Source organism: Chloroflexus islandicus (genome assembly GCF_001650695.1).
GTDB classification, from domain to species: Bacteria; Chloroflexota; Chloroflexia; order Chloroflexales; family Chloroflexaceae; genus Chloroflexus; species Chloroflexus islandicus.
Genome location: NZ_LWQS01000049.1, coordinates 16,264 through 30,762 on the forward strand (window position 1 = coordinate 16,264; position 14,499 = coordinate 30,762).

The 14,499-nt window shown below is 60.6% G+C and carries 14 protein-coding genes; 9 read left to right on the top strand and 5 right to left on the bottom strand.

From position 1 onward, the window contains the following. Window position 1 precedes the first annotated feature (1 nt). From rfbC to A6A03_RS08670, 4 genes are all read left to right on the top strand, one after another. Entirely contained in the window at window positions 2-532 is a 531-nt protein-coding gene (gene rfbC / locus A6A03_RS08655) for a dTDP-4-dehydrorhamnose 3,5-epimerase (protein WP_066786473.1), read from the top strand. Window positions 533-682: 150 nt separating this feature from the next. Next, a complete protein-coding gene (locus A6A03_RS08660) occupies window positions 683-1,996 on the top strand; it encodes an NAD(P)H-dependent oxidoreductase (protein WP_066786476.1) in 1,314 nt (437 codons plus the stop codon). A 197-nt stretch (window positions 1,997-2,193) separates the two neighbouring features. Beyond that, on the top strand, window positions 2,194-2,982 hold the full coding sequence (locus A6A03_RS08665; protein ID WP_066786478.1) for a DUF4397 domain-containing protein: 789 nt from the start codon (window positions 2,194-2,196) through the stop codon (window positions 2,980-2,982). A gap of 679 nt (window positions 2,983-3,661) precedes the next feature. Then, entirely contained in the window at window positions 3,662-3,856 is a 195-nt protein-coding gene (locus A6A03_RS08670; RefSeq protein ID WP_066786480.1) for a hypothetical protein, read from the top strand. A 15-nt stretch (window positions 3,857-3,871) separates the two neighbouring features. Here A6A03_RS08670 and A6A03_RS08675 read toward each other — a convergent pair whose 3' ends face one another. The 4 genes from A6A03_RS08675 to A6A03_RS08690 form a co-directional block, all read right to left on the bottom strand. After that, window positions 3,872-4,834 (bottom strand): AvaI/BsoBI family type II restriction endonuclease, encoded by a 963-nt coding sequence (locus tag A6A03_RS08675; protein ID WP_066786483.1) that lies wholly within the window; start codon window positions 4,832-4,834, stop codon window positions 3,872-3,874. Continuing rightward, window positions 4,815-6,230: a DNA methyltransferase gene (locus A6A03_RS08680; protein ID WP_066786486.1), complete on the bottom strand. Its 1,416-nt coding sequence runs from the start codon at window positions 6,228-6,230 to the stop codon at window positions 4,815-4,817. The genes A6A03_RS08675 and A6A03_RS08680 overlap by 20 nt, the downstream gene beginning before the upstream one ends. A 52-nt stretch (window positions 6,231-6,282) precedes the next feature. Continuing rightward, a complete protein-coding gene (locus tag A6A03_RS08685) occupies window positions 6,283-7,341 on the bottom strand; it encodes an ATP-binding protein (protein ID WP_066786488.1) in 1,059 nt (352 codons plus the stop codon). 91 nt (window positions 7,342-7,432) lie between these two features. Continuing rightward, complete coding sequence (locus tag A6A03_RS08690; RefSeq protein ID WP_245668912.1) at window positions 7,433-9,142, bottom strand: peptide ABC transporter substrate-binding protein; 1,710 nt, start codon at window positions 9,140-9,142, stop codon at window positions 7,433-7,435. A gap of 120 nt (window positions 9,143-9,262) precedes the next feature. Between A6A03_RS08690 and A6A03_RS08695 the strand changes: the two genes are divergently transcribed. Further along, window positions 9,263-9,919, top strand: a complete 657-nt coding sequence (locus A6A03_RS08695; RefSeq protein WP_066786490.1) for a Crp/Fnr family transcriptional regulator — start codon at window positions 9,263-9,265, stop codon at window positions 9,917-9,919. A gap of 11 nt (window positions 9,920-9,930) precedes the next feature. On the opposite strand, the gene A6A03_RS08700 is transcribed toward A6A03_RS08695, so the two are convergent. Beyond that, on the bottom strand, window positions 9,931-10,695 hold the full coding sequence (locus tag A6A03_RS08700) for a glycosyltransferase family 2 protein (protein ID WP_066786492.1): 765 nt from the start codon (window positions 10,693-10,695) through the stop codon (window positions 9,931-9,933). Window positions 10,696-11,144: 449 nt separating this feature from the next. Here A6A03_RS08700 and A6A03_RS08705 point away from each other — a divergent pair, with 449 nt between their 5' ends. Genes A6A03_RS08705 through A6A03_RS08720 form a run of 4 tightly spaced genes read left to right on the top strand, consistent with a single transcriptional unit; the run spans window position 11,145 to window position 14,490 of the window. Next, complete coding sequence (locus tag A6A03_RS08705) at window positions 11,145-11,495, top strand: hypothetical protein (RefSeq protein WP_066786494.1); 351 nt, start codon at window positions 11,145-11,147, stop codon at window positions 11,493-11,495. A 40-nt stretch (window positions 11,496-11,535) separates the two neighbouring features. After that, window positions 11,536-12,984, top strand: coding sequence for an FAD-binding oxidoreductase (locus A6A03_RS08710; RefSeq protein WP_245668913.1), 1,449 nt, complete (start codon window positions 11,536-11,538; stop codon window positions 12,982-12,984). Window positions 12,985-13,002: 18 nt separating this feature from the next. Beyond that, window positions 13,003-14,187, top strand: coding sequence for an FAD-binding oxidoreductase (locus tag A6A03_RS08715; RefSeq protein ID WP_245668914.1), 1,185 nt, complete (start codon window positions 13,003-13,005; stop codon window positions 14,185-14,187). Window positions 14,188-14,241: 54 nt separating this feature from the next. Continuing rightward, on the top strand, window positions 14,242-14,490 hold the full coding sequence (locus A6A03_RS08720; protein ID WP_066786501.1) for a hypothetical protein: 249 nt from the start codon (window positions 14,242-14,244) through the stop codon (window positions 14,488-14,490). The last annotated feature ends 9 nt before the right edge of the window (window positions 14,491-14,499 follow it).

Here is a 14,499-nt window from a genome sequence, read left to right on the forward strand (position 1 = left end):
TATGCGCTTCATTCCGACTGAGCTGAAGGATGCTCATATTATCGAGTTGGAACCGCGGGAAGATAATCGCGGCTTTTTCGCGCGGGTGTGGGCCAAAGATGAATTCGCCGAGCATGGATTGGTTGATCGGGTTGTGCAGATGAATCTCTCGTACAATCGGGTAGCCGGCACCCTGCGCGGCATGCACTTCCAGCACGCGCCCTACGCGGAAACCAAGCTGGTGCGATGCATTCGCGGCGCGATCTACGATGTCATCATTGATTTGCGTCCCGACTCACCAACCTACAAACGCTGGATCGGCGTCAAGCTGACTGCTGCCAACCGGTTGGCGCTTTATGTGCCGGAAGGCTTTGCCCATGGTTTCCAAACACTGGAAGACGATACCGAGGTCTTCTATCAGGTTTCGCAGTACTACACGCCGAGCGCCGAAGGCGGCGTGCGCTACGATGATCCGGCGTTCGGCATCGAGTGGCCGTTGCCGGTCACCGAGATGAGCGAGAAAGATAAGCGCTGGCCGTTGTTTCAAGGGTAACACGCCGGCAGGTACGGGTATGGAGTGCGGCAGTTAGACTGCCGCACCCACTCGCTTGCTCTTTATTGACTGCTGTCTGCCACACATCGACTTGCATATCGTAGTATGCCGGACGTTGCTAGATGAGCGTTCGCACGCAAGGATTCCGCTATGATCCTCATTGACACTGCGCTTGAACGCGCTGAAACTGAAGGTCGCCCGATTCGGGTGGGCATGGTTGGCGCTGGTTTCATGGCGCGCGGGATCGCGCTCCAGATCATTCGCTACACCCGAGGGATGCGGCTGGTGGCGATTGCCAACCGCACGATCGAGCGAGCAGTGCAGGCCTATACCGAGGCTGACGTGCCGGCAGAAGCGATCCGGCAGGTCGATTCACCGGCGGCGCTCGCGGCGGCGCTCGCAGCCGGCGCACCGGTGGTGACCGATGATGCGCTGTTGCTCTGCACCGCCGATGGCATCGATGTGATCCTCGAAGTCACTGGCGCAGTGGAGTTTGGTGCGCAGGTGGCGTTGGCAGCGATGCGCCACGGCAAACACGTGGTGACGATGAATGCCGAACTGGATGGGACGCTCGGCGCAATGTTGCAGGTTTACGCGCGCCGCTATGGGGTCATTTTTACCTTGTCAGATGGCGATCAACCCGGCGTGACGATGAACCTCTACCGGTTTGTGCGCGGGTTAGGCGTGAAGCCGGTGTTGTGCGGCAATATCAAGGGTCTGCACGATCAGTACCGCAATCCGACCACACAGGCCAACTTTGCCCGCCAGTGGGGGCAAAACCCGTATATGGTCACGAGTTTCGCTGACGGCACTAAGATTTCGTTTGAGCAGGCCGTGGTGGCCAATGCGACTGGCATGCGGGTTGGGCGGCGCGGCATGTTCGGTCCTACCGTGCCCTCCGGCACACCGCTGGCCGATGTTGTTCACGACCTCTATCCGCTCGAAGCATTGTTGTCAGGGCCGGGAATTGTTGATTACGTCGTCGGGGCGACGCCGGGGCCGGGGGTGTTTGTACTCGGCACCCACGACCATCCACGGATGCAGCATTACCTCAATCTGTACAAATTGGGCAAAGGGCCGCTCTACCTGTTCTATACCCCCTACCATCTCTGCCACTTTGAAGTGCCCAATTCGGTGGCGCGGGCCGTGTTGTTTGGCGATACCGTGTTGGCCGCCGCTGGCCGGCCTTCTGTCGAGGTGATTACCGCCGCCAAGACTGACTTGCAGGCTGGGCAGACGATCGACGGGCTTGGGGGGTATATGACCTACGGGTTGGCCGAAAATGCCGATATTGTCCACGCGGAACGGCTGTTGCCGATCGGGTTGGCTGAGGGTTGCACGTTGCTGCGCGACATCCCCAAAGATGGGATTATTACCTACGATGATGTGCGCCTGCCGGAAGGACGGTTGAGCGATCAGTTGCGGGCCGAACAGGATGCGCTGTTTTGGGGAACGCGGGGGTAGGGGTAACGCACGCGTTACCCCTACCCCCGCGCTGTTGATGCTTCGTTCCTAAATAGTTGAACTTCCCGCCATTTCATACATCCACTTGCTCCTCCCCTGCGTAAAGAGAAGTGAAGCCGGAAATTGTGCAAGAGATTTGCAAAAGATTGCCAATACCGGTAAGTGAGGAAGCGTTGTATTGTAGGGAGGAGACATCCGTGTTTCGTAAGCTGTCGATTGCCCTGACCACTGCCCTCTTGTTCGCCCTGTTGGTGGTGCCGGCTGCCTTTGCCCAGAGCGGCGCGGCGAAAGTGCGCGTGATCCACGCTTCGCCCGATGCGCCGGCGGTGGATGTATTCGTCAACGGGAATGCCGTATTGACCAACGTCGGCTTCTTTGCCGCGAGCCCCTACCTTGATCTGCCGGCAGGCACTTACCGCGTGCAGGTCGCGCCGACGGGCGCTGGCGCCGGTTCGGCGGTGATCGATGCAAACGTGACGATCGAGGCGGGCCGGGCCTACACCATTGCCGCCGTGGGGCCAGTGGCGAGCATTCAACCGCAAGTGATTGTTGATAACTTGAGCGCGCCGGCGGCTGGCCAAGCCAAGGTGCGGGTGTACCACTTCTCGCCCGATGCCCCAGCGGTGGATGTCAAGCTGGCTAGTGGCGCAACCTTGATCAGTAATTTGGCATTCCCCAACGCCAGTGATTACCTCGAAGTTCCGGCAGGCACCTACGATCTGCAGGTGACGCCGGCGGGCGGCAGCGCGGTGGTGATCAACTTGGCGGGCACGACCGTCAACGCTGGCCAGATCTACAGCGTCTTTGCCACCAATTTCGTTGCTAACATCACCCCGCAGCTCGCGGTGACTGCGCCGGTGGCTACGGCGGCGCCGGCGGCGCTGCCCACCACTAGCGGCGAGACGCTGCCACTGGCGGCGCTAGCCCTGATCGCGCTGGCCCTGACCGCGCTCGGTGGGATGGTGGTGCGCCGCAGCATGCGGTAAATCGATCGTTGCGTTCGGTTGAGGGCGGCTGCATTGCAGCCGCCCTCGTTGTGTTTTGCGCGGTTTCGGGCATGTTTACCGCAGCAGGCGCGGAGGACGCGGAGGGTGTGAACGCCAAGCCGCAGTAGAGCCGGACGGCTGTCCGGCTCCGCAAAGGGGTTTGAAATGAGTCTCCTCCTCTGCGCCCGCGGCCCCGGTGGGAGCGAATCCTGCTCCCTCCTCCAGCGGGGGAGAGTTGGGGTGGGGGCCAACGTTCAGGCGCCAAGCGGGCAAAGGCGCAGAGGATGTAAACGCGAAGGCGCCAAGAACGCAGCGGGCGCAAAGGGGTAGGAATGGAATGACCCTCCGCGTCCGCGGTTTTCTCTATGGTAGAAACTGCCGAGAACGGGAACCAGCAACGTCCCCTCTCCCGCACCAGTGGGAGAGGGGGCCGGGGGTGAGGGCCATCAGCCTGTGCAGCAGGCTTCGTAACCCTAGCCCGGCCCTTGAGGGCCGGGTTCCGGATCAGAGATCCTTTCCGCCCTTGAACCCAGCGGGGAGGGGCAACATCCACCCCAGCGCATCATCATACCTCTTGACAAGCCCATACCAATAGTGTAAAATTAACACTAGACGGGTATAGCCCGTCTTTCGACCGGCACTAATTAGTGTCAATAAGACACTTACAAGGAGGCGCGCCATGATGACCATCTTCCTGTTGGGGCTGACGGCGCTGGTGGGTGTAACGGTGGTCAGCGCGGCGCTGCCGCGGCCCACACCGCCGCCAGTGGTCTATCTGCGTGCCGAAACTCCGGCAGAGGCGGGTGGCGGTGATTTGGGGTTTGCGTTGATTATCTTTGTGGTGCTGGCGTTGGTGGTGGCGATGGCGGTGTGAGTGAACTAGTCAAGTTTATAGGCTGCACAACCACTGGGCGATGGCAGTTAATTGGTGATCGTTAGTCAAGTTAGCCGCATTGCTCAACCGTCCGGCAGAGAGATCAGCCCATATTTCGTCCGCCATCCGCTGTTCAATTGCAGCGCCGATGAAGAAGAGGTGCGGTGTCGCATTGGCCGCAGCAAAAGTGTCACGAATCCGGTTTAGCGCCGCCCGCGCCGTTTTCCAGTGTTCGTCGGCGCCAGCCGGATCGATACCACCTTTGAGTTCTCCCAACGCGAGGTACGCTGTTGCCGATGCAGCCGTGGTCGCTATGTGCTCAGGAGCGCAATGCAGAAGGCACATATCAACATTGTTTTTGACGATTGGCGGGGTAAAATTATAGAGCATCGTTCTGAATCCCTTGGGATGTTGCCAAGACAACCCTCGTAGGGTTTGGTCAATCTCAACATCGGCATCGCTCTGCGTAAACCATTTCCCGCTGCGCCCATCTTGCCACTTATACCGTAGACCAGCATTGCTCAAGATGGCCATTATCGTTCGGGTGACTTTGCGTTGGGCGAGGGCGCCAGCGAGATTGCGCATTGTACCGCCAAGCGCATCACCACGAAATAGTAAGAACCGAAAAACTAACTCTTCCGCAAACGTGTCACCTGCGGGCCGCAAGAATTCGTTGATGAGATGTTCGATAGCTCGCTTTTTATCATCCGGCTGGAGATGTTTTTGGGCCTTGTCAGACAGTCCAGCGGCAGTGAGTAACGCTGCTTCGATTTCCTGCATGGGCAACAAATGATCTGGATTGTTCACTGTCGCTATTTGATGGCGCAAGGCGCGCGCTCCATCAATATATGGGGTTGCGCGTCGATTCTTTTCTAGCGCCATAGCAATAAAACCGGCCCGTACCGCTTCATACGAGGTTTCTAGATCTCGGCTTGATGTAAGATGTTTTTGATACGCCTTATTGTTTAACCCAGACATAGACACACTTTCGTAACGGCGCTTTTCCATGCGCCCCCATCTGCTGGCTGCTATTTCCTTTGGAATCTGGTAATACCACAATCTGTTCGATCGAAAAGCCTAATTGCTCGGCAATACTGGATAAGATCAGATCGACTGAAATGCTAGCGCCGGCATAGCGCACGTTATCGTTCACCATAATAAGCGGTGCGCCGGGCCGGAGAACCCGTGCGCTTTCGGCGATGATGCAGGCCATTTCATAAAAATAGCCACGAACCATGCGCGGAATACCGCTATTATTGAGTCTGCCGCTCTCTTTTTGGGCAGTTAAATAGTTAAGAATTGCTTGTAACAGTTCCTGCCGGTCGGTTATCTCAATCGCCTTACGCCAAGCAGGATTCAGACTCAGCAGGTCTTTCGCCCGATTTTCAACCGTGCAACTAAGCATGTCTTGGCGTAATCTGATCAGCTCAGATTCGGTAACATTAAGAATAGCCAATTCCAAAGCGTATGTTCGTGTATAGTCGTAGCGGTTGCAGTATGGCGGAGAGGTAATAATAGCACTGTAGCTTTCGGATGGAATTTTTGGTAAAATTTCAAGTGATGATCCATGGTATAGTGTAATCGTTCCTGTGGAACGGTCGGTCGAAAAAAGATCAAGTTGAAGCGATGGTTGCAAATCACGCACAATTTCATCAATTTTCTGCGTCATTGCTTGCACAAAACCCGGTATCTCGCCCTTATTGAATATTTTCTTGCCCTGCTTACGGCCCGAACGATAGTCCCAACGTAGGTATTGGCCGTCTTTGCGTGTAAAGCTAACGCTTTCGAGCACGCACAGCAAGGCGAAACGAAGAACAAATGCTACTCGCTCATTTTCGTGTTGGCACGCGCTGAGAAAGCGCTCAATCGCGTCTTTCGTCGCTTCCGCATATGCGCCGCGCGTGATGCGCAATTCCGGTAAGGTCACAGTTTTGGGAGTATCCATCCAAACTTGGGGGTCGCGCCAACGTTGGAGGGTGTTGAAATCGCTGGCGGTAAATGCGGTATCAAGCAATTGCTTCGTGGCAATGATGTATTGGCCAATGGGCAACAACTCAATGCCTTCCGCATCAAGCCCTTTGGCGCTAGCAGCAAAGAGGGTAGTGCCGCTGCCGGCGAATGGATCGAGCACGGCACCTTGAGTGATTTGATATTTGTCGAGAATGTATTCAACAAATGGCGCTGAAAAGGCTTCTTTGAACTTGTACCAACGATAGACTGGCAGTTGTTTGTTGGCTTGAAAGCTGACCAGCGATCGGTTAAGCGCTTGGTCGATGACGATCTTAGCACGAAACCGTTGGTGGAGCGCCTGATCGAGATCGTCTATCTCGGCGAGGCTGGCGTTTTGGCATACTATGTGTTCAGTCGTTGTCATGATGCGACGCCTTAATTAGAACGCAAGTACTAGATTTGTATTATACACGACTTCACCCCTCCCCGCGCCGCCAGTTCCAGATGATGACCGAGAGGTAGCCGGCGGCGCCAATCGCGACCCCAACCGGCCACGAGTTGCTGGCTTGCATGCCGACGAGGCCGGCTAGCAGCGGCCCGACTGCCGCTAACAGCGGGCGCAGATCGTCGTTGGGGGTGAGGCTAGCGCGACGGCGGCGCTGGCGCGGCGGCGCTTCGGTTGGCGGCAAGTCAGGTTGCTCGGTTTCGTCATCGTCTTCGTCATCATCTTCAGCCTCGAAGATAGCCGGCGGGAGCGGGTTCTCGACCGGCGGGTTCTCACGCAGTTCGGCGCGGTAGGCTTTGCGCCAGCGATAGGTTGGCCGGCGGCGCGTTTCGTAGAGGTGGTAGGCGGCGCGCTGCAAGAAGGCTGGCTGGCCAGCGCTGAGTGCCATCAGTTCACGCACTTCGTCGGCGCTGAAGAGTGGTTCGCCTTCCTCGAGGTAGCTGTCGAGCAGCATGCGCGCTTCGGCAAAGCTGAGCGGGCCGAGCCGCACGGTGGCGAACGGTTCGCTGAGCGCTGGCGGCACGCCACGCACGGCCCCAACCACCATCAGATCGTAAGCCATGCTCTGGCCGGTCGGCCCGGCGACGCCGTGGTAGCCGGGGGCGCTGCGCCGGGCCAGCCGGCCTAACCGTTCGAGCAGGTCTTCGCCCCAGCCAGCAGCAATCGCCGACTCGACCCCATCGAGGCAGATCAGCACCGGGCGGCCATTGGCGGCCAACCGCCGCTCAAGCGCAGCGATGGTTGGTTCGCTGCCGCCGAGCGCGCGCACAATCAGGCCGTAGGTGGTGGCGGCGTCGGGCAACACAGCCAGATCGAGGTAGAAAGCGTTGAGGTTGGGAATTTCGAGCACCGCACCGGCGGCTTGGGCCAGATGGGTAAGCAGCGACGAGCGCCCGCTGCCGCTCGGCCCGTACAGCAAAATGGGGCGCCGCCGTTCGAGTTGTTCGCACGCCGCGCCGAGCTCGCGCCAACGCCCGACAAACTTGCCCGGATCGGTGATGCGCCCGCGTTCGCTAAAGGGGTTGATCATACGTTCCACCTGCGGGGGAATAGGGAGGTCGGGAGCAGGCAGATAGGGCATATTTCTATTGCCTGCTCCCTATTCCCCACTCCCTATCTCGCTACCGTTCCAGATACCAGCGTTCAATATTCCACAAATACCGCGGCGTGTTCAGATCGATCGGGCCGTCAAGCGTGCGCAAGCGGGTATCGAGTACGACCGCGGTGCGGTCAACCCACAGGTACAAGTAGGGCAACTCGCTGGCAAGGCGGGCCTGCGTCTGGGCAATCGCGCTGCGCCGTTCGTCGCGCCCATAGAGCTGGCGGGCAATCAGCGCCTGCTCATCGTAGACCGGATCGTTGAAACCGACGAAGTTGCGCGTGGCCCGCGTGTCACCCGGCCCCTGTTCGAGCTGGCTGGAATGGAACAGGGCGAAATCGTCGGGATCGTAAAACATCGTATCGGCGAAGGCTGGATCGCCAGCGCCGTTGATCCAACTGCCCAGCAAGAGGTCGAAATCGTAGGGCGCGACATAGCGGGCGAGAATGACGGTGGCAAAGTCGGCTGGTTCAACCACAATCTGAATGCCGATGCTGGCGGCAATTTCAGCGATGCGCCGCGCCGCCACCAACCGCCGCTCGTCGTCGTTGCGCACGTAGAGGCGGGCTATCAGCGGCACCCCCTCGCGCTGGCGAATCGTCGCCCCGGCCGGCAATGTCCAGCCGGCGGCATCAAGAATTTCACGCGCCGCCGGCAAGTCGCCGGCTGTCACCGGCGGGGTCAGGTCGGCCCAGCTTCCCGGCAATGCGCCATTGCCAACCGGAATACCGGCGCCTTTGGTGGCGGTCTCGACAAGGCGGGGGAGATCGATGGCGGTAGCGAGCGCCTGCCGCAGGCGGACATCGGCAAAGGGCCGGCCGGGGCGCAAGTTGAAGGCGAGAAAATACACCCCGTTTTCGGGGATGCTGCCACTGCGCAGCGTCGCCACATCGGCGAGCGCGTCTTGGCTGCCCCACGGCAGCTCGGCGGCTTGCAGCCGGCCATCGCGCAGCGCGCTCTGGCTAAGACTGTTTTCGGGAATGACGGTCAAGACCACCCGATCGAGCAGCGGTGCGCCGTGGTGATACTGCTCAAACCGGTCGAGAACGAGGCTCCCGTTGGCTTGCCGTTCGGTCAGGCGAAACGGCCCGCTGCCGACCGGCTGGTTCAGGAAATTCATCTGGCTCAGCTCGCGCCCGGCAAAGAGGTGGCGGGGCAGGATCGGCACGGCGAGCAAACTGAGCATTGGCGCATAGCGGCTGCGCAGCTCGATCACCACGGTGCGTTCGTCAGGAGCGGAGGCGGTGGCAATGTAGCGCAGATCGGCTAGCAGCGCCGTGCTGGTTTCGGGCAAACTGCGCAACGCTTCGAGGGTAAAGAGCACATCAGCCGCGGTCAGCGGCTGGCCGTCGTGCCAGCGCAGATCAGGGCGCAGGGTAAAGGTGAGCGTCCGGCCTTCGGCATCGATATCGAGCCGTTCAGCGAGATCAGGCGTAGGCCAGAGATCAGCGTCGAGGCGCATCAAACCGCTGTACAGCAAGCCGATCAGGTGTTCTTCAGCCCGCGAGCGCGGTTGCCATGGGCGCAGATCGGTGATATTGGCGGCAATCCGCAGGTTGAGCGTGCCGCCGCGTGGCAGCGGCGTTGCCGTCGGCGGCGGTGTTGCGGTCGGCGGCAGGGTGCTGGTCGGGGTTGGCGTTGCCGGCATTGCACATGCTGCCAGCCAGATGCTCAACCCCATCCACCATACGATGCGGAACCAGCGCTGCCAAGGAGGGTTGCGATGCTTCATAAAATTATTATACCAATGCTCATTTTATCGGGGGGCGATGAACGAAAGCTTGTGGTACAATACCATAGCAACGAAACGCTCCACACTGGCCGGTCGAGATGGCGCGGAAAGGGATAAGGCATGGCATCACGGCTGCATGAAGCGGAATCCTTCGTCTGGCATCGCTTGGCCCCATTCGGGCAGGCGCAGTCATTCCGCCGGCACAGCACAATTTATACACCGGCCCAACCGGCGCAAACATTGTACCTGCTTGCCAACGGGCAAGTAGGATTGCACCTTGCCTCAAAAGAAGGGCGTTTGTTGACCGTGCGCGTCGTTGAGAACGGCCAAGTGTTTGGCTTGAGCGCCCTCGAGCGTGAGACCGCCTATGACACCTTTGCTGAGGCGTTGACGCCGGTGCGCGCGTTGGCGGTGCCGCGGGCTGAAGCGTTGCAGGCAATTGCGAATGATGGCGCGTTAGCGACAGCAATGCTCGAATTGCTCGGCCAGCAACGGCTGATCGTCAGCCGCCGGATCGAAGAAGTGGCGTTCAAGTCGGTGCCGGCCCGATTGGCTTCAGTGCTGCTCGAAATGTCTGAGACGCAGCCGGTCGCGACGCCGCAACCGGCCCGGCTACCGCGCCGTACCCATCAACAACTGGCCGACATGATCAATGCCTACCGCGAAACCGTCACCAAAGTGATCAACCAGTTCCGCGATGCGCGCCTGCTCGATGTGGATAGCTCCGGCATCACGCTGCTCAACCCATCGCGCTTGCGCGAATTGGCCCAGAGTTAGTTTGCGACGTTTCAGCGCGTCGTCTGCTCGGCTTCGGTACGCGCGCGGGTTTTGCGTTTGCGCAGATGCTCGCGCCGCACCACCAACTTCCACCACAATTCGATCAATTGCACAAACGTGCGCCACAGCCGCGGGAAGTTGAAGAACTGGCTCTTGCCGTAAGTGCGGTGATAGTGATGCACCGGCACTTCGGCAAACCGGTAGCCGGAGTCTTGCAATTTCTTGACTAGTTCGAGGCAGATGGTGCCGCTGTCTGATTCCAGCTCGATGTCGTCGAAGACATGGCGGCGAATCAGGCGGAAATCGCAATCGACATCACGCAGTTTGAAGCCGAAGAGAAACTTCACGGTATGGTGATAGATCCGCCCGATAATGACCCGGTGCAGCGGATCACCACGATCGATCTTCCAACCGTTGACAATATCAACATCCTCGCGCAGCGCCGGCAAGAGCAGTTTGAGTTCGCGCGGATCGTATTGGGCGTCGCCGTCGGTGTAGAAGACCAGATCTTTCGTCGCCTTGGCGAAGCCGACCCGCAACGCGCCGCCGTAACCGAGTGCCTGCCGGTGCGTATAGACCCGCAGCTTGTCGTAGCGTTTGGCCAGCGACTCAAGCACCTCGACCGTGTAGTCGGTGCTGCCGTTCTCAACCACGATCACTTCGTAATCATCGGTAATCTCTTCGAGCGTCTCGATCGCTGCGACCACCATACTGCCGATTGTGCCGGCGTCGTTGCAAGCGGGGAAGAAGACGCTGATACTGGGCCGATTGTCCATGCTGTAGAACTCCCTGCGCCATTGGGTTCGTTGCCGGCTGATTATACCATAGGGGTGTTGTTCGTGGCGGTGAGGGCGAGAACCGCTGTGTCTTTGCGTTCAAACCTTCACGTGCTTGGCGTTATCTGCCCTCACCCCCCGGCCCCCTCTCCCACCTGAAGGCGGGCGAGGGGGAGCCGCGTGGTTGGCGAGAAACCATCATCGAGCGACATGCAGCCGCGCCTCTCTCCCGCGCCAGTGGGAGAGGGGGATACATGGTGTCTACCGTAGAGAACGCCGCGGACGCGGAGGATGATCACCATCCCAAAACCTCTTCGCGCCCTCGGCGTCCCTAGCGCCTTTGCGTTAAAACCCTTTGCGCCTTTGCGCCCTCTGCGTCGTTGGATCGCTGTGCGAGCGCAGGTGTGTTATCATGCCCCTGCGGCGTGGCGGGCGTAGCGAGGACGGCTATGGAGACAGTACTTTCGTGGCTCTTGCTGATGATGATCCTGCTGTCGGTCTGGTATGTGATCGCATATCTGGTCGCGTTTGTTCATCTGCGCGAACGGATGCTATTCTTGCCGATGGCGCAGTGGATCCTCGTCGGGGTAGGGCTTGGTTCAATTGTGCTCAACAATGGTACGCCGGTGTTGGTGTGGGTGATGACGCCGCTCTTGATCGGGTTGGCGCTAGCCGGGATCTGGCGGCGGCATCCGCGCGGGTTGGCGCTGATCTTGCGGTCGTACCCCCGTGGCACGCTTGACGTACTCTCGTTTCGGCGTCCGGTTATCGATCTGAAGCGCCGGGTGCGCACGAAGTAGCATTCAACCGGCCCGTGGCGGCAGTAAGGAATTGGCGAAGATGATGAAGGATGCTCTGGTCGCGGCGCTGCTGCGCGTCGTCGATCCCGCCATTGTGTTGCGCCGGCCTGAAGAGCTGATGCTCTACGAGTACGATGGCTCGGTGCTCGATCAAGGGATGCCGGAGGTGGTGGTAGCGCCGCGCACTACTGACGAGGTGGCAGCCTGCGTCAAGGTAGCTGCCCAGCTCGGCGCGCCGATCGTGGCGCGGGGCGCCGGCACCGGTCTGGCCGGCGGTTCGGTGCCCGAACAGGGGGGGTTGGTCATTTCGCTCACGCGCCTCAACCGCATCCTCGCGATTGATCCAGTAGCCCGCACGGCCCGCGTGCAAGCTGGTGTGGTCAATGCCGATCTGAGTCTGGCCGCCGCACGCTACGGTCTCCATTTCGCCCCTGATCCGAGCAGCCAGCGTTCGAGTACGATTGGCGGCAATCTCGCTACCAACGCCGGCGGGCCGCATTGCTTGAAGTACGGTGTGACCACCAACCATGTCTTGGCCGCTACGGTGGTGTTAGCCGATGGCCGGGTGGTGGAAATGGGCAGCGCCGCGCTCGATGCCCCCGGCTACGATCTGCTCGGCGTGATGATTGGCAGCGAAGGCACGCTCGGCATTGCCACCGAGGCGCTGGTCAAGCTGACGCCAAACCCGGAAGCGGTGCGCACGTTTCTCGCCATCTACGATGATCTCGATGCCGCCAGCACGACGGTGTCGGCGATTATTGCCCACGGCATTCTGCCCGCAGCGCTTGAGATGCTGGTCGGGCAGGGGATTGCGGCGGTGGAAGCAGCGGTGCGGGCCGGGTATCCGGCTGATGCGCGGGCCGTGCTGTTGATCGAGATCGACGGTTTGAGCGAAGAGGTGGCGGCGCAGGCTGAGCAGATTGCGGCCTTGTGCCGGCAGTATGGCGTGCGCGAGTTGCGCGCCGCCCACGATGAAGCGCAGCGGGCCAAGTTGTGGGCCGGGCGCAAGGGGGCATTGGCCGCCTGCGCACGGATTGCGCCCCACTACCATATTCAAGACGGGGTGGTGCCGCGGTCGCGGTTGCCCGAATTGCTGCGATTCACTGAAGAGGTAGCGACGCGCCATCAGATCACCATCGTGAATATCTTTCACGCCGGTGACGGCAACCTGCATCCGTTGTTGCTGTTCGATCTGCGCCACCCCGGTGCGCTCGAGCGGGCAGTGACGGCGAGTGAAGAGATTTTGCAGGCCTGTGTCGCTGCCGGCGGTACTATCAGCGGCGAACACGGGATCGGAATCGAGAAGCGCGATTATTTGGGATGGATCTTCGGCCCGGCTGATTTGGCCGCTTTTGCCGATGTGCGGGCGGTCTTTGATCCGGCTGGCGTGATGAATCCGTGTAAACTCTTGCCCAGCGGCAGTAATTGTACCGATATTCGCCGCGCCCACGGCGCGTTGCGCGCGGTTGATCGCGGGGCATGGATTTGATGCCAAGGCAAAGGCGTGATGATGAACGTGGCAGCTTCCCAACCAACCCTCCAAACTGCTGCGTATGCGCTCGGTGATCGCTTGCCGCGCCACGTGGCGCAGCCAGCGACCGTGGCCGAAATGGCTGAAGTGCTCGCTGCGGCATCCCGTGCGCGCTCGGCGGTGGCGCCATGGGGCGCCGGCACGCGCCAGTTTGTGACTAACCCGCCGACACGCTATGATCTGGCCCTCGATCTGCGCCGCCTCGATCGGGTGATCGAATACCATCCCGCCGATCTGGTCGTGATGGTCGAGGCTGGCATCTCGTTGGGCGCACTGCAAGCGGTGCTGGCCGAGCGCGGGCAATGGCTGCCGTGGGATCCGCCGGCGCCTGCGACCGCTACCATCGGCGGGTTGTTGGCGACGGCGGCGTGGGGGCCGTTGCGGCTCGGCTATGGCGGGCCGCGTGATTGGTTGCTCGGCATGCAGGTGGTGCTCGGCGATGGCCGGATCGCGCAGAGCGGCGGGCGGGTGGTGAAGAATGTAGCCGGTTACGACACGCACAAATTGCACCTTGGCGCGTTTGGTACGCTCGGCGTCATTGCTACCGTCACGTTCAAGGTCGCACCGTTGCCGGAACGCATCGCATCGGTGCGGGCCGTCTTTGCCACTCCTGCCGCAGCGCTGCACGCCGCCGCCGCCATCCGGCAACCGCCGGTGCAACCGGTCGCGTTGGCCATCACCGTGGCCGAGACGGTCACGCTGGCGGTTCGGTTTGCCGGCGTTGCCGCAGCCGTCGAGCGCCAACTGGGGTTGGCGACCGCCGCTTGCGATCGAGCTGAGGAGGTCGCGCTCAGCGTCGATGATCGTGAACTGTGGGCAGTGCCATCCACGCCCGACGATGCTCTTGTATTGCGCATTGGCGTGCCTGAGCGAATGCTGGCCGCCGCCGTCGATGCGGTGACGGCGCTAGCCCCATCCCAGCTCACCATCTGCCCCGGTCTTGGCCTGATGGTTGGGCGCTGGCCGATGGTGGCGGTAACGCACCTGCCTGCCCTCCGCCAAACCCTTGCCGGGATGGATGGCTACGCGGTGGTTGAACGCGGCCCCGCCGGGATCGAGCGCTGGGGGCCGCCGCCGCCAACGATCGATCTGATGCGCGTGTTGCGCCAGCGGTGGGATCCGGCGGGGATTCTCAATCCGGGGCGGTGGATGGTGGAATAATTGCGATTTCATTCCGATAAGGTGGTGAGACGGTTCGCAGACAAGGAGAATCGTATGGCGCTGCTCGGTTCACTGATTGCGTTGGGTGCGGCGCTGGTCTTTGCCGCATTAGCGATTGCGACCCTCTGGGGTGGTTGGCAGGCGGTACAGCGCGAACTCGTACGCGGGTTTGTGAGCACCAATCCGCCCGTGGGCGAACGAATCTGGAGCATCCTCTTCACCGTTGTTCCGCTCTTAGGCGCGGCGCTGCTTGGCCTGCTGGCGGCATGGCGAATCGCGCAAGTAGCCTTTGGGCTTGGATAAGGAGAAAAA

What these genes read in the sequence shown, in the direction of transcription:
- A6A03_RS08670 (WP_066786480.1), top strand. Translation starts at nt 3,662, where the DNA reads ATGATGACCATCTTCCTGTTGGGGCTGACGGCGCTGGTGGGTGTAACG.
- A6A03_RS08685 (WP_066786488.1), bottom strand. Translation starts at nt 7,341, where the DNA reads ATGATCAACCCCTTTAGCGAACGCGGGCGCATCACCGATCCGGGCAAG.
- A6A03_RS08700 (WP_066786492.1), bottom strand. Translation starts at nt 10,695, where the DNA reads ATGGACAATCGGCCCAGTATCAGCGTCTTCTTCCCCGCTTGCAACGAC.
- A6A03_RS08710 (WP_245668913.1), top strand. Translation starts at nt 11,536, where the DNA reads ATGATGAAGGATGCTCTGGTCGCGGCGCTGCTGCGCGTCGTCGATCCC.
- A6A03_RS08690 (WP_245668912.1), bottom strand. Translation starts at nt 9,142, where the DNA reads ATGAAGCATCGCAACCCTCCTTGGCAGCGCTGGTTCCGCATCGTATGG.
- A6A03_RS08660 (WP_066786476.1), top strand. Translation starts at nt 683, where the DNA reads ATGATCCTCATTGACACTGCGCTTGAACGCGCTGAAACTGAAGGTCGC.
- A6A03_RS08720 (WP_066786501.1), top strand. Translation starts at nt 14,242, where the DNA reads ATGGCGCTGCTCGGTTCACTGATTGCGTTGGGTGCGGCGCTGGTCTTT.
- A6A03_RS08680 (WP_066786486.1), bottom strand. Translation starts at nt 6,230, where the DNA reads ATGACAACGACTGAACACATAGTATGCCAAAACGCCAGCCTCGCCGAG.
- A6A03_RS08695 (WP_066786490.1), top strand. Translation starts at nt 9,263, where the DNA reads ATGGCATCACGGCTGCATGAAGCGGAATCCTTCGTCTGGCATCGCTTG.
- A6A03_RS08715 (WP_245668914.1), top strand. Translation starts at nt 13,003, where the DNA reads ATGATGAACGTGGCAGCTTCCCAACCAACCCTCCAAACTGCTGCGTAT.
- rfbC (WP_066786473.1), top strand. Translation starts at nt 2, where the DNA reads ATGCGCTTCATTCCGACTGAGCTGAAGGATGCTCATATTATCGAGTTG.
- A6A03_RS08675 (WP_066786483.1), bottom strand. Translation starts at nt 4,834, where the DNA reads ATGTCTGGGTTAAACAATAAGGCGTATCAAAAACATCTTACATCAAGC.
- A6A03_RS08705 (WP_066786494.1), top strand. Translation starts at nt 11,145, where the DNA reads ATGGAGACAGTACTTTCGTGGCTCTTGCTGATGATGATCCTGCTGTCG.